The following is a 23,130-nucleotide window of genomic DNA, read 5'->3' on the forward strand; positions in this document are numbered from 1 at the left end:
CTTACTTCTCCACTGGGATAATCAAATCCACAAACAAATCATCGTAAACAGGGATCAAAACGAGATACAACTTATCTTGCAACTCCCAGCCCTTCTCACGGATATAGTTTTTCATCTCATAAAGTCTCTCATCTAAGCCTTCTGCGAATAGTACGCGCTGACTAATACCATCTATGCTCAAGCTCGGAAGATAAGTTAATTGGCTAGTGGAGGCTGTCTCTGAAATAACCGGAATATACACCGTCACATCTTGTCGTTCCTCATCAAACTGAGTTGGAATCATCTCAAAGATCGTTGGTCCATCCTTATAAATCCCTTCAGTATATGGAAGAAGCTCTGTATGTGCAAATAGTTCTAGTAGCTCATCTGGATGGATCTGAACTTGATCCTTCATCAAGTGTGTCATTTGAATCTGGGTTTCTTTAATCATGTTTCTTTTCCTTTCTAAATCTATCTCTATCAAACTCCTTATCTTGGATCATATCTGAGGACACTTCTATATGCCTGATTGGAGTTGTTTCTTCGACATCATTGCGGTGTTGGTAAGCATAGATAATAATAAACCATGTTGCGTACAGAAATTGTCCAAAGGTCATCGAAAGCAATGATACACCCCATCCCCAAAAATATTCATATCCAATTATCGCTAAAAATATACAGACACACGATATAATAAGCGGAGGAGCGAATACAAAGTTAAGCATAAATTTGCTTGCTTTCTGCGAGATAACTTCTTCAGAGTCCAAATCGACCAAGCAGCTCATGACGACTATTACAATAATGGATTGTATAAGAGGGAGGGATAGCTTTAATCCAATAAAATTATGGTCCCCACTCATAGCACTAAAACCAATAATGATATAAATATGACCAGTCAGATACATGAGATAAGTTCCAAAACTGGTTAAAATCCCTCGCTTAAGATCTAGTAAAAATACTAGATTTAAAACCCAAACAACAATCCCTGTAATAAGCAATGTTTGATACAAAGTGGGATTGTTGAGTACCTCTAATCCTCCTGCAAAAAACGCCAAAAAGGCTATAGGATATAAAATAAAAATCCCATTTAATACTCCCCAAAGAGGAACCGGTCCCTTTATTCTACTTCTTTGAAATTCAAATGTTTTTTTAATTCGTTCCAGTATCATTTAAACCATCCTCTCATGCCTTTTATCAAGCTATTGGCACCTTTTTTAAGATTATCCGTAATATTAAACTTTTTATCAGCCCAGTTTAATACACCTACCGCTACTGCTGATACTCCAATTGCTACTGCTCCAGTTGCCCAAGCAGGGGCTGTTGCAACACCTAATAGACCTAACCCAACACCTGCTAGCGTTGCTCCAACGCTAGCTGCAGCTGTTGCTGCAACAGTTGTCCCTGCCGCCTTGGCCGCATCTATCACAAAACCTGTTGCCACACTTGCTTTAACTTCATTACCTCTAAGACCCTGACGTTTGGCATTCTGAGAATTATCATGTATTTTCGAAAAAGTATCGACGACATCTAAGGCAACACCAACAACTGCTGCTCCTTTTAAGAACTTACCAAACTTAGAAGCTGTTTTAAATCCTTCTTTATAGTTTCTCAACCCCTCCTTAGCAGACTGAACTAAACCTTTTCCTCCTCCTGCTTTGCTAGCATTCCACAAGGCTTTTCCAGCTCCGTTGAAAGTTACTTCTTTGATAAATCCTTCCTTAAACAAGCTACCACTCGTCTTCACAATACTTTTCGTCACCTTCGCAAATTTGTGTCTCATCTTAGTAGTATCAGTAAAGGTTTTGAATACTTTCCTTAGGTCCTCATTGTAACGTGTTTTCCCTAACTTCTCCATCAGGGATTTAAAAGTCTTAGTTATTTCACCATTTTTATATTGCACAATGTTATATTTTTTATTCTTATCCAGAATTTTCCCAAGCTTAAAGTATTCATCTAACAACTTACCAAGTTTTGTTGTCTCTTTGAGAATGATGGTATTTCCTCGTTTATCTCGACTAAAACGATAAGCCACATACAGAGCCGGCAAAATAGATTTCAAATATTTTTTATAACTTTTAGCCTCTTTATATAGATCACCTTTTGTGATATTTTTATAAGAATTAAACAAGGAATCTATTAGGTCTTCATTTGCCGTTACCTTCCCACTGTACTTAGACTCGGCAAGTTGTTTTGCAAGAGCATTTTGATACTTTACATTTTGTGAGTTGCTATGGAGAGCTGTATTAATTTCAGAAACGGAATTTCTAAATTGCGTTTTCTTGTAGTAATTTCTAGACACTCGATTTCCATATGAAATAGGCACATAGCCTGATAAAGTAGCTAACTCACTATTTTGCATATCAATCAGATCAAAAGTATCTGTATTCAGAACAACGTTATTAAACGTCTCCATGTTCTTAATCGTATCATCGAGGCTCTTTTGAGCTTTGGCATAGGTCGTATTGACATCATCCAAGCTAGGATTACTCAGTGAGATAATATCACTAATATCCGAATAAATACTCTGTGTTCGTGTCGAAATCTTACCTAAGCCTTCAATGGGATCTTTCATCCTTTGCTTAACTCGCTCCAGATACTCCGTATTGATAATCGCACTGTCATTGGTCTCACCAACCGTCTCCTTAAAAAGCTTGATAATCCCATCATAGCGACTCACTATACTATCCAAAGCATTGGTATAGTTATCTAGCAAGGGAATCTGGTAATTAGAAACCTTTTGGTTGATTGTGTCCTTAACTCCACCTTTGAGACTATCTGTAGAGACAACTTGGGACAAACTGCTTCTGGCTTTTGTTATCTCGCCCTTGATACTACCCACAGATGTACTCAAGGCCGATTTCTGAGCTTGTACCTCAGATAAATCAATCTTCATTCACTATCTCCTCTACATATACGCTAGAAACAATGCCCTCATTGAAATATTCCCTGCGAAAGGCTTCTTGACAATAGCGCTCATCTGTCATATCTGTATATCCTTCCGATACGACTCGCTTGATGAAGAGATTGCTTACGAATAAGGGAGCCGTATCAAATCGCAGACCAAAAGGCCATGTGTACCCTATGTAATCTATGTAGCTTCCCGTTTCCATCACTACTCTACGACCAGAAAGAACGACAAAAAAGTCCATCTGCTCACTCTCAAAGGCTGCAACCAAATCTTGTGGAAGAAGGTCTCGATCCAACTCTACAACACTACCTAAAGGATAAATACGACTAAAACAAAGATCAACATAAGAAGCATATTGGATAAAGTGACCTCGCGAAAGAACAACCTCTTCTTTGAGACGCTTCACTCGAACTTCGGAACCCTCAAAGAAAAAATCTAGTGGAGCACCAATCATCGGATGGTAGTGATAAGAGTCCTCTCCATTCATAAAAGCCAAATAACACTTGCGAAAGACTTCCGTATGTCCTGAGAGAGTCATAGAAACCGCAAATAAAAATTCTTTAGCCTGTTCAGTCACCTCTATGCGACTAAGAGCTTGCTTAAATAAAGATAGCTGTTCTTCTTTCATTGCATCGTCCCTCCAGCTTGAATAGCACCTGCTTCTCGAGCGTCATCCTGAACTTTATTATTCGCAGCTTGCTCCATCTTAGAAGCATCAGTACGGGTAAAATCTTTCAGTTTAACGATTGATTTATTAAAGTGCTCTAACACCTCATTAAACGTTGTAAAAGGGGTGAGATCTGTTTTTTTGAAAGTCAAATCCTTTATACGACCAATATTTGTCGTTGAGGACGATACACCCTTAGTAATACTATTCCATCTAGCTTTATCTACACCTATCGGTTTCATGTCTACCTCCTATTCCATACAATCATAAATACGAGCCTGCCGATAATAAGAATTAATCGTAGACTGCAAACCTTCCGACTCTGACTTAAGAGAGCGAATCTTGTCATCAATAGCTGTCTTATTATTGCTATGACTAATACAGAAATTAGAGATATGAGTTCCTAGAGCATAAAATTGTGCTTCAAAATCTTCTTGACGACTTCCCTTAAAACTTGTAGAATCCAACGGAATTATCTGACCAAGTGATCTACTTTTATTGCCTATAGATTGAATTTCTGTTGATAATTTACTACTAGCATTTTTTAACTTAGCGATTTTACCATCAATTTCAGTTTTAGCGGCTTGAGCTTCTGCGGCTCTCCTGCGAAATCTTGCAGCTACATCTCTATAATACGAGCTCATCTCATTTCTCCTTTTGCTATCAATATAAAATATCGCTTTTATTTTATCATATTTAAAATAGAATAGCTAGTAAGGTTAGGTAATACAAAAAACATACCCGCTTTTAAAAAGCTAATGGGTATGTTTACATAATCATCTATTAGGCAACTTGATCCGATAAACTTCTCTTCCGACAAAGAAATGAACTTCATCTACTTCCAGAAGTGGCTCATTATAATTCGTTTTCCCTTTGATCATCCCTTGATCTATAAATCTAGTTCCAAAGATACCTGCCGGCATATTTGACCGCAATCGCTTACTGAACTCATCAAATTTATTTTCAATAGTCTTTTGATGACCGTGGAAAATGAAATAAACTCCTGCTTTAGCTGCATTTTTCAGAATAGATTCTAAAGTATTAAATGAGATTAACATTTTCTCGTTAAGAATATGTATATCTGGCATATACACAATCATTGGGATCTTATGTCCTCCATGAAGTCTGCGCTCTATTTCACCAACGATATCCGTAATGACTGCACTAAATTCTTCTGATGTGATAACTGAGTCACAATCAGCCTGATTAGCAAATCGACCCTCTAGATCAAAAACGATGCGTTGAGCTTTTCCTTCCAATTGTTTAAGGGCCTTCATGATAATGACTTCAAGCATTTCTGTCTGCTGAGGCGTATCATCCATAATCACAAAGTAGCCGTGCTCTTCTGGATTAAAGCCAACAATCTTTGTTGTTTCTTTATCATAACCTATTGGAACTTGTACTTGATGCAGCATAGTCTGTGTTTCCTTTGCCTGCTCAAAATCTTCCATTGTAATCTCATTTGGCAACATTGGAATTGGCTCTGGACGTACCCCCGTCCACATATTTGATATCGTCTTAATTTCCTCTTCTAACTGATAGAGGCGCTCAATATCATTGTCACCACCCGTAGGTAAATAGACCTGAATAGCATAAGGGATATCTTCTTTAATTTGAGCACGTCCGAAAATTTCTTGCTGAATGAGGGCCTCGCGACCTACTATTTCTTTAGCAGCCCCTTCATCTACCATGAAGAAGGCCATCCGTGAAGTTATATTGCTTGACATACTAATTTTAAGACTATTCGAACGAAGAACTGTTAAAATCACATAACAGCCTAAACTAGCTCCCTCACGTAGAATTCGATTAACCAAATTTTCAATTGACTCTTCTAAAGGTGTATCCTTTATAGAATCAAATCCATCAAAAATGGTTAAAATTATCGGAAGCTTTTCACCAGATTTCTGCTCATATTGAGAAAGACTTGCTACATTGTAAGCCGCAAATTTCTCCTTGCGAGCTTTCAATTCATGATCAATTCTCTTTAAGAATTTAACTAGTTTTTCTTCTTCATCAAATCTTGTCAAATCAACTATATGCGGTAACTCCTTAAGCGGTAGCAGACCATTCGTACCAAAATCAAACAAATTAACATGGACTTGTTCTGGAGTATTTAGTCGAGCAAGATTCATCACCAAGGTTTGGAGTGCAACAGACTTACCAAAACCAGGGGAACCGTAAAAGACAGTATGACCCATCTTTTCTATGTCAAAGTTAAAATTAGTTTGTCTCTGCTCAGTAGGTATATCCATCTTAGCAAAAGGAACCGCCAAAACTTTTTTATCTGTCCAATGCACATCCGTTTCTGGTGATATAATCCTTGTCTCCAATGGCTCCAGCCAAGGTCTATCTGGCATAGTAATAGAAAAATGACTAGTAAATTCAGAAATATAATTCACAAGTGCATCAAGCTCAGTGATTTCTTCAGACTCTGTAGTTGTATAATCCTCATCAATTGATAAATCCTCAGATAGCAGCTCATATTGTCCTAAATCATTAATCAGCCAAATCCGTTCATCAACCGTCTCTTTTTTATCATCTCCCTGCGGAGCATAGGCTGCACCACTCCAAGCGGATTGGAATAATTCGTATATTTCATTATTTCCAACTTGTAGATAAGCACGTCCTGGTTCTTTGATACTTGCTGCATCTGGTGTTTTTATAATTTCAGACGAATCTGATGCATCTGAAACTTTTAAGGCTAATTTAAAACGCGAGTTAGACCATATTTGGTCATTAACAACACCTGACGGTTTTTGAGTCGCGAGGATAAGGTGAACCCCAAGAGAGCGTCCAATACGAGCAGTTGATACAAGTTCTGTCATAAATTCTGGCTCATGCTGTTTCAACTCTGCAAATTCATCACTGATAAGAAATAGATGTGGTAAAGGCTTGCTTGGAAAAGAATCCTTATCAGCAGCTAACTGTCCTTCTTTATACAATTTAGTATAACCATTGATATGGTTCACTCCAAATTGACTAAACAATCTTTGACGCTTTTGCAGTTCCGCCTTAATAGAGGCTAAAGCACGTGCACTTGAAGCCCCATCTAAATTCGTAATTGCCCCAAGCATATGAGGAAGATTGTTGAAAAGATTGGCCATTCCTCCACCTTTAAAGTCAATGGTAAGGAAGCCAACATCCTCTGGACTGAAATTTACTGCTAAAGATAGAATATAGGATTGAAGAATTTCTGATTTCCCTGAACCCGTGGTTCCGGCCACGAGTCCGTGCGGCCCATGAGCTCGCTCATGAAGGTTCAACTCAACAACATCATCTTTCCCACGCAGTCCTAAAGGAACTGCCAATGTCTTTGAAGTATCAGCCCTTCGCCAATTCGAACCTAAATCTATTTCTTCTACTGTTTTAACCTTATACAGCTCTAAGAAAGAAACAGACTTAGGAATCGTATTTTTTTCAACTTCAAGGTGTTCTAAATTTGCCAATGTCCGAACGCATTGTTCGTAAGTCGGCAAAGCTGAATATGGACAAAATGTCTGAGCGCTGTAATTTCGACCGTCATTGATAATCTGCCCAGCATTCTGATTTTTATATTCAATCAATGTTGTGACTGTTTCAGGCAATAAACGCTGAGCTTCTTTTACCCAAATAACAGTAACACCAAGTTCTGTCAAATCTTTTGCAAGATATTCGTTTAAACTATGCCCTAAAAGATGTGAGTCATCTAAAATGGTTAAAACATAGTGAGGCTTAAATCGTGCATCTTTCTCACCCATCTCTTTTTTTAGCTGAGAGCGCTTTTGGATAATACGATAAAAAGAATTTAAAACTGCATCACGACTTCGAGCATCATGCACAAAACCTCGAATATTTCGTTCCTGCATTTTGAAATGAGGTAAAAAACGCCATTCTGACCAATCTTTCTCATAATCATGCTCATGAACCAAATTAATAAAGTTCACATCTAAATAACTATGAAAAATTGCCAACTGCAAGAGCAAATTATAAATAGCTGTCTTGGTAACTTCTTGATTACCAATCAATCCGACCGTCGCTTGTGCAATATTGACAGTAATAGGAACCTGTCTTTGCATCTGATATTTTTGAAGAACCTTTTGTGCAAATTTAGATGACTCATCTTTACTTTGAATATCAAAATTCGTTTGCAATTGGAGCTGACTTACTTTATTACCAAGCCCAAGAGAAAGTTGCAAAAAATCCTCATTGTAATCTAAGCGTTCGTAAATACGAGAATCATACCGAGCAATCATATCTGCTAAAACTTGAATTTCTGGTTGATTATACCTTAGAATCGCTGCCTCTTCTTGATAATATCGATTTAATTCTGAAACTTGCTTAAGCAAGTATTTTTCATAATCTTCTACCCGAATACGCTCCTGCTCTTTATTATCTTTTCTTTCTTCAAAATACTGGCTCATGGTTGTACCAGCAGTTAGCAGGCTAAACCCACCCATACCAATCATCATCAACGGGTTACCTTTGAAAACAAAACTACTAAAAGCTGTAATTGCGAACATCCCAAGTGCAGGGACAATCGCTCTTACTAATGAATTTTTGGCTGGTTTTATCGGCAAAGGAGGTTGATTAATATGAATTTTTGAACTATAAATGGAGGGATTAATCCGAGGGCTTCTGCGATATGCTGGAAAATCTTGAGGATATTCGCTTGCACACTCTTCAACTAATATTTTCTCTAGATTAAAAATAGGAATTGAGTAGAGAGAAGAAATTTTCCATTGTAACTTTCGCTTTTCAATGAAATGCTGAGCAGTAGCAATCATATCTCCTATTTCAAATGGAAATAACCCACTTTCTTCAATTAGTTTATAATTAAGATAAACTGGCTTATCACCAATTTCAATCTGTACTTGTTTATCGGAGAAAATCAAAACTGTTGAAGAACTAATCTTCAAATCAGCTTCTTCCTGACTACTGCACATGAAAAGCTCTGTCGGAGGAAAAATATAGGTCGTAAAGATTTCTTTTTCAGACTCTAATAAAGTGACTTTTTCCCCACCAAAAACTGTCTCTCCTAACTTTAAGATATCTCCATTTCGATAAACAGTCTGGTTCTCCAATTTATATGCACTACCATTCAGTAAAATAGACTGTGAATCTACTAGATTAGCAGTTAAGAGTTCTCTCGTTTCTATTAGTAACGTGTAGAGGGGATGATACTCTTCGAAAAGTTGATCACCTAGCTGGTGATAGTATACGTTCTTATTTTCTTCCATCAACTACTCACCATTTCCTTTTGATGAAGAAGTATCTTTAGAGTGACTACTGTCATCCGTACTTTTTTCACCAATTTCTGAGGATAATTCCTTTATTTTTTTCTCATATTCACTCAATTTTTTCTGTTTCTCTGAACCATTCATATTTACATTTGACCTGACTGATTCATAAAGATTTGTATAAGCATGCAGAATAAGTTGGGTATCTCCAATATTCTGGGCTACATCCAGTGCCTTTTCAAATTTTCCACGACCCAAATAAATCCAATAATTCAAAATAGTATCATCACTAGATTCCGTAATCGTATTTAATACTGTTTCTTTTTGCTTATCACTCAAACTATCTAAACGAACATAACTAGCTGCTAGAATGTATTTCGCCTCTTTAGGTAATGAATCTACACTATAAGCCTTTAGCGATTCGACTGTCTCAGAAAAATCTTTTCTCATAAAGTTTGATTGTGCCATGATGACTGCAGATTTTAAAGGTCCATCCTTGAACATAGATTGATAAGTTGTGAAACTAAGAACCGCAGAAACAACAGCTAGAACCGACGTAGCAATCAATAGACCTTTCCATTTTTTAGTATTGACCAAAATATTCTCTATCGAACTCTTTTTTGACAATGTATAATATTTTTCAGAAACATACTGATTGATTTCTTCCAAAGTCCTTAAGGGAATAATATCCTGAGCAATTTTATCTTTAACAGCATCTAACCCACTAACAGCCAACTTAAAATCTACTTTTGGCACTAAAATAGATACCATCAATGCTTTGTAGGATGCTAGACAAAATTCTTCATCATATATCCGTGGAGACAATAACTTCTCAATCCCTCGATGAAGCATCTTCACTTTCCCACCTAAAATAACAATATTTTCTGGATGTATATAAGGAATTTTAAAATTATTTTCTCCTAATTCTATAGAAGTCATTTTTTGGGCTAGAGCAAATCGCTCCAATTCTGTCTTTAATGAGAACAACTCCTCTGTAACTGTTTTAAAATATGCAGGTATTTCATAATCTAAACACAGCGAACCATCTTCTTGTCTTATCGCAACACGACAGTATTCTTTGATAGCATCTAGCCGTTCTCTGTCATATCCTGAAGAGGAAACTTGAACAGTAACTTTATTCTCCGCCTTCAAAAAAATTAGCTTATCCCCGTCAAACATATATTACTACCCTTCCTAATTCTTCTTTCTAACCGATAATTTCTAGTATATCTCCATTACTAATAGGATAATTGGCTAAAATATCATTTCCTTCTATATGAATATGTTTATTTTTTACTTTAAACCAAAATTGATCATCAACTGGCAACCCCAGTTTTGTTCTAATCACTCTATTATTCAATATCTTCTTAAAATTTATCCAAGTTAGAGACTTTGAAACTCTAATATCTAATTCTCTCTGTTTATATGCTATTGTTATCTCTACTTTTCCTAAGTCCATGCCATTTCCTTCCTAAAAATATTCCTGCAGTAGTCATAAAAATTAAAAAAATAGCAATCAATATATTAAATATTCCTTTTCCAATTTTTTTATTATTATGTTTAGTTACAGAAAAACCTTCAGCTAATTTATAGTCTGTAAATAGTGATTTTTTTAATTGAAGTGTATCTAATCCATAAATAGAAAAACTTTTCTCTTGCTTAAAAATATTTATTTCTGCTTCTTGCAGTAACTCTTTAGTTGTCCGATTTCTTTCATCCACCGCTTTTTTTGTTCGATTCAAGAACAGGTTAGGTGCATACTTTGATTCGATTAGATTGGCATTATTATTTTCCTGAGTACCATTTGTAATAATATCTGTGTCTAGCTTTAACTTCCCATCATCTGCAAACACTAATTGAGGTAGTAACAAACAACATATAAATAGAATCTGTAATTTTGCTTTTTTTTTCATAACAAAAATAAGCGTCAAGTTTCCCTGACGCCCCTCAATTCTTTTTACAAACCAAAACTTTGCGCATCATGTTGGTCGCGTTCAGCAACAGTTTGAGCATAGTTGTTCAATTGTTGATTAATACTTACTAAAAGTTCTTCAAATTTTTGAACATGAGTATACAATTGATTATATTGTTCGAGGTAAGCATTAAAAGCTTGACCTTTCCACTGTGATGCAATTTCACCGTTTGTTTTATTAACAGTTTGAATTGCTTGTTCAATCTGATCTTTAGCACTAGTATAAATACGTGCTTGTTCTTTTAGCTGTTCTGGGGTTAAACTAATAACTGACATAGGTGTCTCCTTTTGTGTTTTTATTACTTCTTTAATTTATCATATTTATAAGAGTTTGTCAATTTTGAAGTACAAAGTACTGCTAAAAACAGATTCCCATGTTACTTATTAAATAATTAAACTATATCTATTATTTCTTAAGTCTCTTTTCGTAGCTATCCTTAGATAGTAGAATCTATTTACCACTTTATACTTCCAGTAGAAACTTTCTTTTCATTTTATATAAGGCATTAAGGCAATAGTACGCCACATCCTACCTTTTCTCATAAATCAACATCCTTATGGTATCCTATAAAATCTTTACATATTAGGCGCCTTCTAAGCTAACGTAAATAGCATATTTGTCCAACTATTCAGCATATTTGAATTATAAATACTTATTGCAACAATTATCAGGAGATAATTCCATATGAGAAATTACTTATTCTTATAAAGACTATACAATCCATTTAAACTGTCGTCTATTGTCACTACTCTCATTAAATGAATCACAATTTTATCCACATCTATTTTTGCATTTCTATCAAGCGCTATAGCTATAGAACCTATCATCTCTATAACATAGAGGTATTGTGGAGTATTTTAGTATAAACAAAAGATCCTATACGAATTATAGTCTAATTGTGACTATAACACATTAAAAAGAATCATATGGAACTAATTAATTCATTAAGAATCCTCGATAATCCCAATAAGCAGATTTTTTTATTGATGATAATCGTAGGCAAGGCGAGGGCTGCCATCTGGCAAATAAATCGTGCCACACTGGCTAAAACCGTAGCGGCGAATGACTGCCTGCATCGGATGGTTATCCGCATGCGTATCGATACGGAGATAGGAAATTTTCTGCAGGCAAAAGTCAAAACACTGGTGAGCCAGACCCTTTACTTGTCCATTTGAAGCGATACGGTGGATTGTACCGTAAGGCTCTGAAAAACGCCAAGCACCTTCAATCTCTTGGTAGGTCGGATCTGGTCCGATGATGAACGCAAAAGTTCCAACAACTTGACCAGCCTCCTCGAAGACATAGCAGTGACCCGCCCGAATATCTTCCTCTACCAACTGACGATTCGGATAGGAAGCCGGCCACTGACTTGGATTTCCCATAGTCCGCATAAACTCTCTAGCCTGCTCAAAAATTGCTAAAATTGCTGGGATATCTTGCATTTCCGCCAAGCGAATCATGTCTTCTCCTTCCAGCTTGCATTCTTATTTGACAAACTCCTCGTAGTTACCCGTGTAATTAGCCCACTCCTTACTGAAGAATTTTTCATTGATCTGATAATTCGGAGCAGGTTGGGGATTAGACACAAAAGGATCTACAGCCTTGTCGAAGGCCAGCCAGCCATTCCAGCCCATGTGGATCGTGTCCTGCATAAAGTAAGGCTTGTCGCCGTCCTTAGAAAAGTCAGCAATATTCGTAAAGCCTTGACTTTCCAGCTGGAACTTGATCTTCTCAACTGTCCGCTGGTACATCTCTTCACTCAGTCCAGTATAGGCCATCCATTTGGCATTGACCGGTGGAATGACAAAGATAACATTGGTATGGGATTTGGCAAATTGCTCCAAAACCAGCTGCAAATCATTGTACTCGGGAGACTTTTCGTAAGACTGTTTGGATTGGAATCCTTTGAACTTCTTGATTTTTCTAGCCAAACGCTTCTTATAAAAGTCATTATCGATGCCTAAATCATTGTTATTGGTCTGCTTGACAGCATCTGCCGTAGCCAGTTTTTCCAATTCTTCATAGGAGAATTCATCTGGAAGACGGGAAAGCTGAGGTAAAACCTTCGTGTCATAGTTGCCATTATTACCAGCAGCAAACGTGCTGAAAAAAGCATCCTCCCGCTGATAAATCCGGCTCATAGTGTTGATATACTGCTGCTCAAAAGAAGTCAGTTGGCTTCCATCGGCTACTTTCCTGACAATATCCCCCATTGCAATGTTGGGATAGAGCTGCAAAAGTCGCTGGGCTGCATACTGAGCGCCTACGCCACCGTCCTGCCAGCTAAGAAATCCAGCTAGCTGGTCGCTATTGAAATACTGCTGAAAAGCCGCCGCATCATAGCCCTTTTTGGTAAACCATTGGGGAGAAACGACATAGACAGCCGTCTTATTTTCCAGCTCAGAGGTCATCTGCTGCATTCCAAAATATTGGTTGAGCGAAGCTGCCCCCCGCTGCCCTAGAAAATAAGGTCGGTAATTGCGGTCATACTTCTCGGCCAAAACAGCTGGGTGCATACTGTCAAAACGCAGCCATTCGCTGGAGCCAAAGTAGGGCACAAAACGGGTATCTTGATCTGTCAGGGCCGTCATTTTTTTGCTACGGCTTTTGAACGTTTCTGCTGTGAGAGTCACAGCTGCCCGCTTCTCTGCTTCCACATCATGCTTTTTCTCAAGCGGATAGAAGAAAAAGAGCAGGGCGACCATGATCAAGGCGCAGAAGACAGGCCCCAGAATCAGCCAGAGTCGTTTAAGCATTACGAAGCTCCGTTACGCCTTCAACAATTTTATTGGCTGTATTCCAGTCATCGCGGCCAAATTCTGATACTGGCACACGGATGTCAAAACGGTTTTCCAGCTCAACAATCAGCTCTACTGTTCCCATACTGTCCAAAACACCAGCATCAAACAAATCCTCGTCCATCATGTCCGAAACATCTTCCATAAATAATTCGTCAATAATTTCAATTACTTCTGCTTTTACATCCATTATAGTTTCCTCGTTTACATTTTATTTTTTAAACCAAAGGTCATTCAAAAATCCTGAGAAGATCAAGAATGAGAACATGACAACATGGAAAGTGATCACAACCCCCAACGCTTGGGTCCACTTGTTGTCAGGTAGGGCTGGCAGTCCCTTGCTTTTACGCTCTTTATTGATGGTCTTTTTCTTACGAAGCCAAGCGTCATTGACCACCAAGCCCAGACCGTGGAAAAGACCATAGGCAATATAGTACCAGGTCACACCATGCCAGAAGCCCATGACCAACATATTGATCAGATAGGCCACACTGGAAGTCGTATTGCGGTTTTTAAAGACCTTGTTGCGCATGAGCACCATGACCAGCCGCATAAAGACAAAGTCTCGGAACCAGAAGGACAGGCTCATGTGCCAGCGATTCCAAAATTCCTTCAAATCACGTGAAACAAAAGGCTTGTCAAAGTTGATAGGGCTCTTGATGCCCATGAGATTGGAAATAGCTAGCGCAAACATCGAATAACCGGCAAAGTCAAAGAAGAGATCCAGACCAAAGACATACATGACGCCTAGCGTTCCTAGGTTGAAGAAACCGCCAGTATAGAGGGCATAGGTCTTAAGATGCCCTAAAATCATGTGGCCAAAGATATGAGCCAGGACAAACTTATAAAGAAAGCCCAGCATGATATATTTGACCGACTGCTCCAGCATATCTAGAAGCTCATCGCGCTCTGGAATTTGGAGATAATTTTCATTGAAACGCTTAAAACGATCAATGGGGCCACTCGAAAAAGTGGGCATAAAGAGCATAAAGCGGAGGAATTCCCAGAGACTGAAATCAGTCAGCACGCCATCCCTCAGCTCAATAATCATACCAACTGAGCGGAAGGTCAGATAGGAAATTCCCAGAAAGCCAAAGAGTGATTGATGGCCACTGATAGCTGGCTCGACCTTAACCCAGAATAGGGGCAGAACCGCCAATGCTGTATGCAAATAAAATATCCACTTGCTATCCCGCTTTTTGCGGTAGAATTTATAAGAATAAACCCAGACCGTCTGCCAGACGACATAAAAGAGCAGGGCATAAAGCTGCGCCAGACTAGGGCCCGTCAGCATCAAGACGATAAAGGCCAAGCTGACCAAGGCTTCGTAGACTGGGAAGCGTTTTTTAAAGAAAAGTCCGATAAAGATTGGCAAAACAGCCAAGATAAGATAAAGGAAATACTGTGGGTCTCCGTAAGGCTCCAGATGAGGAAGCTGTTTCAAGAAATCCATCATGACTTGTTGACCTCACTAATCAGCCCCTTGATATCAATCTTACCGTTTGGTGTTAGGGGCAGAGATTCCCGATAGAGGAACTTAGACGGCATCATATAAGACATCATGATATCCTGTAGATCCTCCTTGATAGCCTTGGTGATATCGATTTCGCGGTCAAATTGCTCTGCAACACCCTCTTTCAAAATAACGTAGGCCAATAAGTTTTGAACCTTGTGGTCCTTATTATAACGTGGCACTGCCACTGCCGCCTCGATATACTTAGATTTGTTGAGGTTTTGAGATACGTCCTCTAGCTCGATGCGATAGCCGTTAAACTTAATCTGGAAGTCCATACGACCGCCGTAGAGCAAGAGACCTTCATCCGTCATCGTACCCACATCGCCTGTATGATAGGCTGGTAGCCCTTCAAATTCAAAGAAAGCTTCAGCTGTCTTTTCAGGATTGTTGAGATAACCCTTGGATACGGCTGGTCCGCAGACAATGATTTCTCCCTGCTGACCATTCGGCAATTTTTGCCCATTCTCATCGATGACAAAGGTTGGTGAATCCGCCTTGGTATAGCCGATTGGTAGACGCTTGAGGGTCGCTAGCATGTCATCCGTGATGGCAACTGCAGACAGAGCCACAGTTGCTTCGGTCGGGCCATAGGCATTGATAATACGAGCCTCAGGGAAACGCTCCCGCAATTTCTGAGCTGTCTTGACCGTCAACTCCTCCCCATCAAAGTAAAAATGCGTAATGCCTGGCATCTTTTGGCTATTAAAATCTTCCGAAAGCATGGCCATATCCGCAAAGGACGGTGTAGAAGTCCAGATTGCTACAGGCAGGCTGAGAATCGCTTCAAATAGCTGCTTGAAGTCCTGAGTCAGACTAGAAGGCAAGGCATAGAGAGTGCCCCCCAGCGCCAAAGTCGGTGCCCAGTACATAACTGACAAGTCAAAAGAATAAGGCGGTTGCGCCAGCATTTGCGGACGGCTCGGTGTCGCAAATTCCTTGTCTGTAATCATCCAGTTGGTAAAGCTGAGCAGGTTATCATGAGAGATTTGCACACCCTTAGGTTTGCCAGTCGTACCAGAAGTAAATATGATGTAGTAATTATCATCGCCCTTGACAGGATGGCTCATCTCATAGGCAGTCTTTTCTGCGTAAGCCGCTCGAACCTGATCCAGACTGAGAATGGCTGCATCTGTATCAGCCAGCGGAAAATCCGCAATGGCGATAATCAAGCTTGGTTCAGCTACTTCCAAAATAGCAGTCACACGCTCCAAAGCTGAATGACTATCAATAGGAATATAAGCATGACCAGCTTTGGTCAAGGCCACAAAAGTAGCCAGCATTTCATACTCCTGACCACCGTAGACCACGACTGGTGATTTGGGAGCCAGCCCCAAGCTATCAATCTTAGCTGCCAGTGCATCGGAGTCGGCCTTTAGATCTCCGTAAGTATGAACTTGTCCGAGGACATTGTAGACAGGGAAATCTGGCTGCGTCTGAGCAAAGTGCTCAATTGCTTCAATCATATCTGTAATTGCTGTATTTGACATGTGTATAGTACTCTCTTACATTAAAATTCATTGTAGATAAAGCCACCTTGACCTTGACCAAGATAACTAAAGAAATAAAGCAGGGCTACGAAAATCACAAAGTATAGCAATGTCTGCCCTACAAACTTATAAATCGTCTTATATTTCGTCATTTCATTCACTCTTATCTTTTTTTAGATAGACATAGATTATTTTACCATTTTATAGAGAAAGATTTCAATATAAAAGCTATCAATTGTGTAAAGTTCTTGTAAGGAAATAAAGAGAAAAAGAGTTACTTCCCTTATTTTTCAAGAATGAAATCCTTTTCAATATCTATAAGTAAAATTTCTATATATTACTTGACTTTTTGTTCGAAAGGGATTATCCTATATGTAGAAAGTTTATATATAATATTTTTATATATAGGAGGTAGTGCATGTATTTCCCTACATCTTCTACCCTGATAGAATTTCTGATTTTAGCGATTTTAGATAAAGAAGATTCCTACGGCTACGAGATTAGCCAAACCATCAAGCTCATTGCCGATATCAAGGAGTCCACGCTTTATCCTATCCTGAAGAAATTGGAAAAGAGTCAGTATTTAGAGACTTACTCTCAAGAATATCAAGGTCGAAAACGAAAATATTACTCTCTGACCCCAACAGGTCAGAAACAACTGGTCAGCCTCAAAAATGAATGGGAGCTTTATACCAGCATGATTAAGGGCATTATCGAAGGGAGTGTTCGTCATGACAAGAACTGAATATCTAGCTCAACTAGATAACTATTTGAAAAAGTTGCCAGCAAAAGACTATCAAGAAGCCATGGACTACTTCACCGAGTACTTTGACGAGGTCGGTCCAGAGGGAGAGGCAGCAGCTATAGCTGAACTGGGCAATCCTAAGGAAGCGGCTCACGAGATTATCATCAATCTTCTGGACAAGAAAATAGAAGAAGACAGTCAAGAAGCTAGCTCCGTCAAAAATAGTAAGCAGATCGTCCAGATTGCTATTCTGTCCATCTTGGCGGCTCCACTAGCAATTCCTCTATTAATTTTGGCTTTGACTTTGACTTTCACTTTCTTCCTCCTCGTCAGTGTCCTTGCTTTTGTCATGGCCGTCTTTACCTTTGCTATGCTTCTCCTAGGGGCTAGTCTGATTTGGGACAGCCTGACTCTCGGCATGGCTACTTCGATTCCTGCTTTTGCTCTCAGTTTGGGGATGAGCTTCTTAGCCTTGGGGATGGCTGGACTCTTTTATCTCAGCATTGGTCCTATCCTTCGCTTTATCAAACTGAGTTTTGTCAAACTCGCCCAAGCCTTGGCCCGGAAAGGAGGCCATCATGTTTAAAGTAAGAAAAACCGTGTTCAGCATTGCGATTGTTGCCTGTCTGCTGGGTCTAGGCCTCATACTGGCAGGGCTAGCAAGTGGTGGTCTGCAGGATCTGGTGAAGAGCTCAGCCGCTAGCACCAAAATGACCAAGCATGAGGAAACCTATGACAATATCCATTCCTTAAATCTAGAACTCAACAATCGCTCGGTTGTAATTGGAGAATCACCCGATGATAAGGTTCACTTGACCTATTATCAAGGAGATGGCAAAACATCTGAGAAAGTAACCACTAAAACTGAAAACGGAAGTTTATACATTAAGGAATCCAGCTTTTTTATCAACATTAACAGCGGTCTGCGCTCTTTACTAGGCTTGATAAATGGAGATTTGGAAAGGACTCAACAAATCACTCTAAGCCTACCTAAGGGAAGGAACTTGGAGCAGGTCAAGGCCAGTTTGGCTAACGGTAGCCTATCAATCAATGACCTGACAATCAAAAAATTAAAAGCCGATCTCAGCAATGGCTCTATCGAACTCAGTCAGAGCCAAATTAAGAGCGGTAGCATTGAAAGTGCTAACGGTAGCATCGAGCTAGTCCAAACCAGCCTAACCGATACTCAAATCAGTCTCTCCAACGGTAGTATCACTAGTGATAAACTGATCCTCAAGGGCAATATCAACATGTCCAGCGGCAATGGTTCCATCGATCTCCACCTCGCCGAAGAGACCTACAAAGCCATCTCACTGGACCTGCAAACAGATCTAGGTGACATTGAACTGCCCAAGGACATGCAGACCAGCCACGACCAAGAGGACTTCATAGGCGATCGGGTCATTCATACCAATGAACAGGCCCAAGCCAAGCTGACCGCCCGCACCAGCACCGGCAGCATTGAGATTAGTCATTAAAATAGAACGGAGCCTAATTGGTTCCGTTTTTTATGGTCAAAATGGTAAAATAAGATAGAGAGGGGTTTCGAATGCTAAATTATAAATGGATATTTTTTGATATTGGTTCTACTTTAATCAATGAAGAGAAAGCTTATCAAGATAGGATTGAACAAGCAATTGCAGGAACAAATATCACTTATGATGCATTTTATCAGCGGATGCTACTATCATTTAAAGAGGGGCAAAAGGGAGATTTAATAGCATTACAAGAATTTGGCCTAGAACGTCCGAAATGGAACTCTGAACTAGAAACACTTTACCCAGATACAAAAACGGTCTTAGAAATACTACATAATCGCTATAAAATAGGTATTATCGCTAATCAACTACCTGGCTTAGAGGAGCGATTAGAAAAGTTTGCTATCAGACAATGGATTGATCTGATTATCTCGTCAGCTGACTGTGGATTTTCCAAACCTAGTTCTAAAATTTTTCAACTAGCCCTTCAACAAGCTTCATGTTCTGCTTCATCTGCTATTATGATTGGTGACAGACTTGATAATGATATTGCGCCAGCTAAGGCATTAGGCATGAAAACTATTTGGATCAAACAAGGATTTAGTGCATATAGTCCAATCCAGTCACCGTCAGAAGAACCTGATTTTACTGTAAATTCCTTATCGGCCTTGCTAAAAATTCTCTAACTCCACCTTTACTTCCCATAGCCTTTATGTTATGATACTCTATAAAATTTATCACAAGGAGGTCCCTATGAAAAAACTCACACCTGGTATGCACATTCGGGTCGTCAGTCCCTCGTCGTCAATCGAACGCCTTGGTGGCTTTGAAGCCAATCTAGCCGCCAAGGAGCGCTTGGAAAAGCTAGGGTTTACCGTATCTTTTTCAGAGCATTATCTGGAAAATGATATACTAGGCTCTGCCTCCATCGAAAGCCGAGTGGCAGACATTCATGCTGCCTTTTCGGATGACTCAGTTGATGCTATTCTGGCCACCATCGGCGGTTTCAACTGTAATGAGCTTTTGCCCCATCTGGACTTTGAGTTGATTGCTAGAAATCCTAAGATTTTCTGCGGCTACTCAGACACGACAGCCTTGCTCAACGCTATCTATAGCAAGACCGGCATGAAAACTTACATGGGACCATCCTACTCCAGCTTTAAAATGGATGCCCTACAGGACTATCAAACCGAGAGCTGGCTCAAGGCCGTCAGCCAGACTTCTTATGAATTGACTCCCAGTGAAAAATGGGGCGACAATGCTTGGTATCTGCCCGATGCGCCACTGAGTTTCCATGAAACGGAATGGAAAGTCTATCATCACGGACAAGCCCAAGCCACTGTTATCGGCGGTAATCTCTCCACCTTCTCACTTCTGCGTGGAACACCTTATGCGCCAACAGATGAAAACTATGTCCTCTTTGTTGAAGAGGCAGAGGAAGATGATTATGTGGAGTTTGACCGCAATCTTGCCGCCCTCCTTCAGGCCTATCCTAACCCGCAGGCTCTTCTCATCGGCCGCTTTCCAAAAGAATGTCAGATGACAGAGGAACTGCTCCTTTATATCTTGGATAAACATCCTATTCTAAAGACAATTCCTGTCCTCTATGACTTGGACTTTGCTCATACTCAGCCACTCTTTACCATCACCATCGGTGCTCAAGTGACGGTGGATACAGAGAAGATGTCTATCAAAATTGATGAATAAACAAGAGACGACCTCCAAACAAAAGGTCGTTTTTGATATCTAAAAGTCATGAATCATCTCTAAACAGCGCTCCAAATCCACATCCCACTCCAGATGCTCAACTGTCCAAGGAATAAGGATGTCTGGTTCAATCCCCTTGTCTGTCATACCCTGTCCCTTATCAAGTGCTAGAGCGCGTGAAGTTGGAAAGTTCAAACTATAGTCACCATAATCTACCTGACAGCAGTTAGAATAATCTAGTATTCCAAGAGTCGGGCGCCCCAGAACCGTCACCTTAGGAAAACATTTCATCATCTGGACAAAATTGTCTCCCGACGAAGCACAGTAGACATCTGCCAAGACAAAAATCTTCTCAGGATGGCTTCCTCCTTTCACATTAGGAAACATTTCCCTGTCCTCGCCTCCAAATTTAACATAGCCTTTGCCCCGATTGGCCTGCAGGTCTTGCATGATTATCTCCAACAAATCCTTCGTCTCCTGATTAATCCCTTCCTGCTGCACGTAGGCTTCAAAATCTTTCAAACGCAGGTCAACATTCCGCTCTGTGTAGAGAATTTCCATCCCTTCATCAGTCCAGCCCAAGTCAGAATAGACTTGCCCCTCAGAAAGAGCATAGTGGAGCAGGGGAAAATACAGCGAGTCCATCCCGCCAGTATTTTGACGGACATCAATCACCAGACAAGCAGCCCTCTTGATAGTATCTTGTGCTTCCTGATAGAGTTTGTTGATGGCTTTCTCGTTCCTAAAGTCATCCAAACGGAGATAAATAACACCCTTTTCTAACTCTTTCCATTCAAATCGACTCTCTACAGGATTCTGGCTAGGCTCAACTGAAAGGATTTGCTCTACTCCTGCTCGCAAAACAGTCACTTGCCTAGCTTTTGAAATCAACTCGCTCCACTCACGGTAGTTTCGCTCAGGCGTTGAACTGGTAAAATACGCTCGGTGCATCCTATAAAACTCTTCTAGATGCTGTCCATCCAGTTTCACAATTTGATCGCCCGCCTGCAAATTCGTATCTGCATTAGCCTGCTCAACATAAAGTCCTTGGATTGTTGAACGTAGAACAAAACCTTTTGGCTTAGCATATTTCTCCCGAAAAGCTACGTGGCCAATAACTCCGAAGCTAGCTAGATAAGTCTGAACCTGATAAAGAAAATCCTTTTCACTCATATCGTCTGAAATACATTCGCGAAAACCAGTCGGATCCGCACCGACAATATCCTTTTTAGTTGCCGAATCTTGGGTCATAATCGAAACAACATCTTCAAAAATAGCCGTTTTTCTCATCGTATTGCTCCTCTTCATTATTGAGACCAGTATATCATTTTTGTACATTTTATGCCGATTTAAACAAAAAAATCTAAGCACAATCTCTGCTTAGATTTTTTTCTAATCAATGTCCACCGGGACCGCCACCTTGTCCGCCTGGAGCACCGCCACCAGGGCCATCGGCTGTGATTTCGGTTCGGGTTTGCCCATTGACCGTGATAGTCCCGCCCGTATAGGTAGCCTTACCATCAAAGTCAAAGGCAGACACAGTGGACGTGATAGCTAGGTTTCCGCCTGTCATGATGATATCGCCGTTGGAATCAAGGGCGTCTGTATCGCCTTGGCCGACCTCAACCTTGATGTCACCTCCAGTAATCTTAATGAAAATCTCAGCCCCAGTCGCTGTACTAGCCGCATTGATTCCATCATCCGTCGCATAAAGGTCAAGTGTACCGCCATTAATCGTGACATTTGTTCCCTCTAAAGCTTCGACACTGGACTTGACTGTGATGGTGCCACCGTCGATCACTGCTGCATTGCTGGCATGAAGACCGTCATCGCCAGCATTAATCGTAATGGTACCAGACTGAATATAGAGATTTCCGAGCGAGGTGTCCTCGTCATTATCTGCATGGATCGCATCCTCCGTCGCAGTAATATCCAGACTAGCCTCCTTGATGTTGATGGCATCATTGGCTGACAAGCCATTCTTGTAGCCTTTAATCGTATAAGTCCCGCCTGTAATGCGCAGGTCATCATTAGACTCGACCGCGTTACCGTATTTTCCTTCGATGGTCAGACTGCCTGAGCCGTTAAAGGTCAAGTCATCCTTACTGTAAATGGCCGCATCGTAGTCAGTATTGGTGTGATTGGCTGAGTCAAAAATGCTATTCTTGCTGCCTTCAGCTAGGGTAATGAAGGTCTTATCTGCATTTTCTACCACAATCGCTGCATCCGTCCCTGTCATGGTTACACCATCCAAGACGATTTGCACCTTGTCTTGATCGCCAGCCTTGACAACAATCTGAACATTTTCACTGCTGCCAGAGAGGACATAGGTTCCAGCTGCCGTAATGGTCACCGTGGAGCCAGAAACGCTCGCTCCGTCAGCAGAGGTCTTGGCTGTAGAGCCGCTCAAGCTAATCTTGGTCGCTGTCGACTCATCATAAGAAGCATCCTGATCACGATCCGTGAAATAGCTAGATGTATCTGTCTTTGTCGTACTAGTAGCCGTTTGCGTGGTCGCAGCACTAGCACTCGCACTAGTACTGGACTGGCTGGTCAAGCTGCAAGCTCCCAAGGTGACACTCATTAGCGCTAGGGGCACCATTAGTTTTATTTTCTGAAATATTTTTTTCTTGCCTGTTTTCATGATTGGCCTCTT

General features: G+C 40.2%; 24 protein-coding genes. 5 read left to right on the forward strand and 19 right to left on the reverse strand.

Annotated elements, in window-relative coordinates; translation table 11 throughout:
• Nucleotide 1: 1 nt before the first annotated feature.
• The 17 genes from D8872_RS03555 to D8872_RS03635 form a co-directional block, all read right to left on the reverse strand.
• Nucleotides 2–430 (reverse strand): hypothetical protein, encoded by a 429-nt coding sequence (locus D8872_RS03555; RefSeq protein WP_125389964.1) that lies wholly within the window; start codon nucleotides 428–430, stop codon nucleotides 2–4.
• Nucleotides 423–1,148: an oligosaccharide translocation protein RFT1 gene (locus tag D8872_RS03560; RefSeq protein WP_125389965.1), complete on the reverse strand. Its 726-nt coding sequence runs from the start codon at nucleotides 1,146–1,148 to the stop codon at nucleotides 423–425. The genes D8872_RS03555 and D8872_RS03560 overlap by 8 nt, the downstream gene beginning before the upstream one ends.
• Nucleotides 1,145–2,872: a T7SS effector LXG polymorphic toxin gene (locus D8872_RS03565; RefSeq protein WP_125389966.1), complete on the reverse strand. Its 1,728-nt coding sequence runs from the start codon at nucleotides 2,870–2,872 to the stop codon at nucleotides 1,145–1,147. Before D8872_RS03565 ends, D8872_RS03560 begins: the two co-directional genes overlap by 4 nt.
• Nucleotides 2,862–3,515 carry a DUF4176 domain-containing protein gene (locus D8872_RS03570; protein WP_125389967.1) on the reverse strand — a complete coding sequence of 218 codons (654 nt, stop codon included), beginning with the start codon at nucleotides 3,513–3,515 and terminating at the stop codon, nucleotides 2,862–2,864. Before D8872_RS03570 ends, D8872_RS03565 begins: the two co-directional genes overlap by 11 nt.
• Nucleotides 3,512–3,796 (reverse strand): variable surface protein mvspG, encoded by a 285-nt coding sequence (locus D8872_RS03575; protein ID WP_125389968.1) that lies wholly within the window; start codon nucleotides 3,794–3,796, stop codon nucleotides 3,512–3,514. Before D8872_RS03575 ends, D8872_RS03570 begins: the two co-directional genes overlap by 4 nt.
• 9 nt (nucleotides 3,797–3,805) lie before the next feature.
• Nucleotides 3,806–4,198 carry a YwqH-like family protein gene (locus D8872_RS03580; RefSeq protein WP_061421945.1) on the reverse strand — a complete coding sequence of 131 codons (393 nt, stop codon included), beginning with the start codon at nucleotides 4,196–4,198 and terminating at the stop codon, nucleotides 3,806–3,808.
• Between the two features lie 132 nt (nucleotides 4,199–4,330).
• Nucleotides 4,331–8,770: a type VII secretion protein EssC gene (gene essC, locus D8872_RS03585; RefSeq protein ID WP_125389969.1), complete on the reverse strand. Its 4,440-nt coding sequence runs from the start codon at nucleotides 8,768–8,770 to the stop codon at nucleotides 4,331–4,333.
• 3 nt (nucleotides 8,771–8,773) lie between these two features.
• Nucleotides 8,774–9,949: a type VII secretion protein EssB gene (gene essB / locus D8872_RS03590; RefSeq protein WP_125389970.1), complete on the reverse strand. Its 1,176-nt coding sequence runs from the start codon at nucleotides 9,947–9,949 to the stop codon at nucleotides 8,774–8,776.
• 28 nt (nucleotides 9,950–9,977) lie between these two features.
• The gene (locus D8872_RS03595; protein ID WP_125389971.1) at nucleotides 9,978–10,229 is read right to left on the reverse strand and encodes an EsaB/YukD family protein; all 252 of its coding nucleotides are present in this window, start codon (nucleotides 10,227–10,229) and stop codon (nucleotides 9,978–9,980) included.
• Nucleotides 10,192–10,701 (reverse strand): type VII secretion EssA family protein, encoded by a 510-nt coding sequence (locus D8872_RS03600; protein ID WP_260471667.1) that lies wholly within the window; start codon nucleotides 10,699–10,701, stop codon nucleotides 10,192–10,194. Before D8872_RS03600 ends, D8872_RS03595 begins: the two co-directional genes overlap by 38 nt.
• A 26-nt stretch (nucleotides 10,702–10,727) precedes the next feature.
• Complete coding sequence (locus tag D8872_RS03605; RefSeq protein WP_061421940.1) at nucleotides 10,728–11,018, reverse strand: WXG100 family type VII secretion target; 291 nt, start codon at nucleotides 11,016–11,018, stop codon at nucleotides 10,728–10,730.
• 705 nt (nucleotides 11,019–11,723) lie between these two features.
• On the reverse strand, nucleotides 11,724–12,203 hold the full coding sequence (locus D8872_RS03610) for a GNAT family N-acetyltransferase (RefSeq protein WP_125389973.1): 480 nt from the start codon (nucleotides 12,201–12,203) through the stop codon (nucleotides 11,724–11,726).
• A gap of 24 nt (nucleotides 12,204–12,227) precedes the next feature.
• Nucleotides 12,228–13,499, reverse strand: coding sequence for a D-alanyl-lipoteichoic acid biosynthesis protein DltD (gene dltD, locus D8872_RS03615; RefSeq protein WP_125389974.1), 1,272 nt, complete (start codon nucleotides 13,497–13,499; stop codon nucleotides 12,228–12,230).
• Complete coding sequence (gene dltC, locus D8872_RS03620) at nucleotides 13,492–13,731, reverse strand: D-alanine--poly(phosphoribitol) ligase subunit DltC (RefSeq protein WP_005591431.1); 240 nt, start codon at nucleotides 13,729–13,731, stop codon at nucleotides 13,492–13,494. The genes dltD and dltC overlap by 8 nt, the downstream gene beginning before the upstream one ends.
• 21 nt (nucleotides 13,732–13,752) lie before the next feature.
• Complete coding sequence (gene dltB, locus D8872_RS03625) at nucleotides 13,753–14,997, reverse strand: D-alanyl-lipoteichoic acid biosynthesis protein DltB (protein ID WP_125389975.1); 1,245 nt, start codon at nucleotides 14,995–14,997, stop codon at nucleotides 13,753–13,755.
• Complete coding sequence (gene dltA, locus D8872_RS03630; RefSeq protein WP_125389976.1) at nucleotides 14,994–16,544, reverse strand: D-alanine--poly(phosphoribitol) ligase subunit DltA; 1,551 nt, start codon at nucleotides 16,542–16,544, stop codon at nucleotides 14,994–14,996. Before dltA ends, dltB begins: the two co-directional genes overlap by 4 nt.
• Before the next feature lie 20 nt (nucleotides 16,545–16,564).
• Nucleotides 16,565–16,696, reverse strand: coding sequence for a teichoic acid D-Ala incorporation-associated protein DltX (locus D8872_RS03635; RefSeq protein WP_005591428.1), 132 nt, complete (start codon nucleotides 16,694–16,696; stop codon nucleotides 16,565–16,567).
• Nucleotides 16,697–16,962: 266 nt separating this feature from the next.
• Between D8872_RS03635 and D8872_RS03640 the strand changes: the two genes are divergently transcribed.
• From D8872_RS03640 to D8872_RS03660, 5 genes are all read left to right on the forward strand, one after another.
• Nucleotides 16,963–17,289, forward strand: coding sequence for a PadR family transcriptional regulator (locus D8872_RS03640; protein ID WP_005591427.1), 327 nt, complete (start codon nucleotides 16,963–16,965; stop codon nucleotides 17,287–17,289).
• Nucleotides 17,276–17,875, forward strand: a complete 600-nt coding sequence (locus tag D8872_RS03645) for a DUF1700 domain-containing protein (RefSeq protein ID WP_125389977.1) — start codon at nucleotides 17,276–17,278, stop codon at nucleotides 17,873–17,875. The genes D8872_RS03640 and D8872_RS03645 overlap by 14 nt, the downstream gene beginning before the upstream one ends.
• Nucleotides 17,868–18,767 carry a DUF4097 family beta strand repeat-containing protein gene (locus D8872_RS03650; RefSeq protein ID WP_125389978.1) on the forward strand — a complete coding sequence of 300 codons (900 nt, stop codon included), beginning with the start codon at nucleotides 17,868–17,870 and terminating at the stop codon, nucleotides 18,765–18,767. Before D8872_RS03645 ends, D8872_RS03650 begins: the two co-directional genes overlap by 8 nt.
• A gap of 71 nt (nucleotides 18,768–18,838) precedes the next feature.
• On the forward strand, nucleotides 18,839–19,453 hold the full coding sequence (locus D8872_RS03655) for an HAD family hydrolase (protein ID WP_125389979.1): 615 nt from the start codon (nucleotides 18,839–18,841) through the stop codon (nucleotides 19,451–19,453).
• 67 nt (nucleotides 19,454–19,520) lie between these two features.
• Nucleotides 19,521–20,474, forward strand: coding sequence for a S66 family peptidase (locus tag D8872_RS03660; protein WP_125389980.1), 954 nt, complete (start codon nucleotides 19,521–19,523; stop codon nucleotides 20,472–20,474).
• Nucleotides 20,475–20,513: 39 nt separating this feature from the next.
• On the opposite strand, the gene D8872_RS03665 is transcribed toward D8872_RS03660, so the two are convergent.
• Nucleotides 20,514–21,764, reverse strand: coding sequence for a S41 family peptidase (locus tag D8872_RS03665; protein WP_125389981.1), 1,251 nt, complete (start codon nucleotides 21,762–21,764; stop codon nucleotides 20,514–20,516).
• A 106-nt stretch (nucleotides 21,765–21,870) separates the two neighbouring features.
• A complete protein-coding gene (locus D8872_RS03670) occupies nucleotides 21,871–23,118 on the reverse strand; it encodes a carbohydrate-binding domain-containing protein (RefSeq protein WP_125389982.1) in 1,248 nt (415 codons plus the stop codon).
• Between the last annotated feature and the right edge of the window lie 12 nt (nucleotides 23,119–23,130).

Source organism: Streptococcus cristatus, from assembly GCF_003943815.1.
GTDB classification, from domain to species: domain Bacteria; phylum Bacillota; class Bacilli; order Lactobacillales; family Streptococcaceae; genus Streptococcus; species Streptococcus cristatus_F.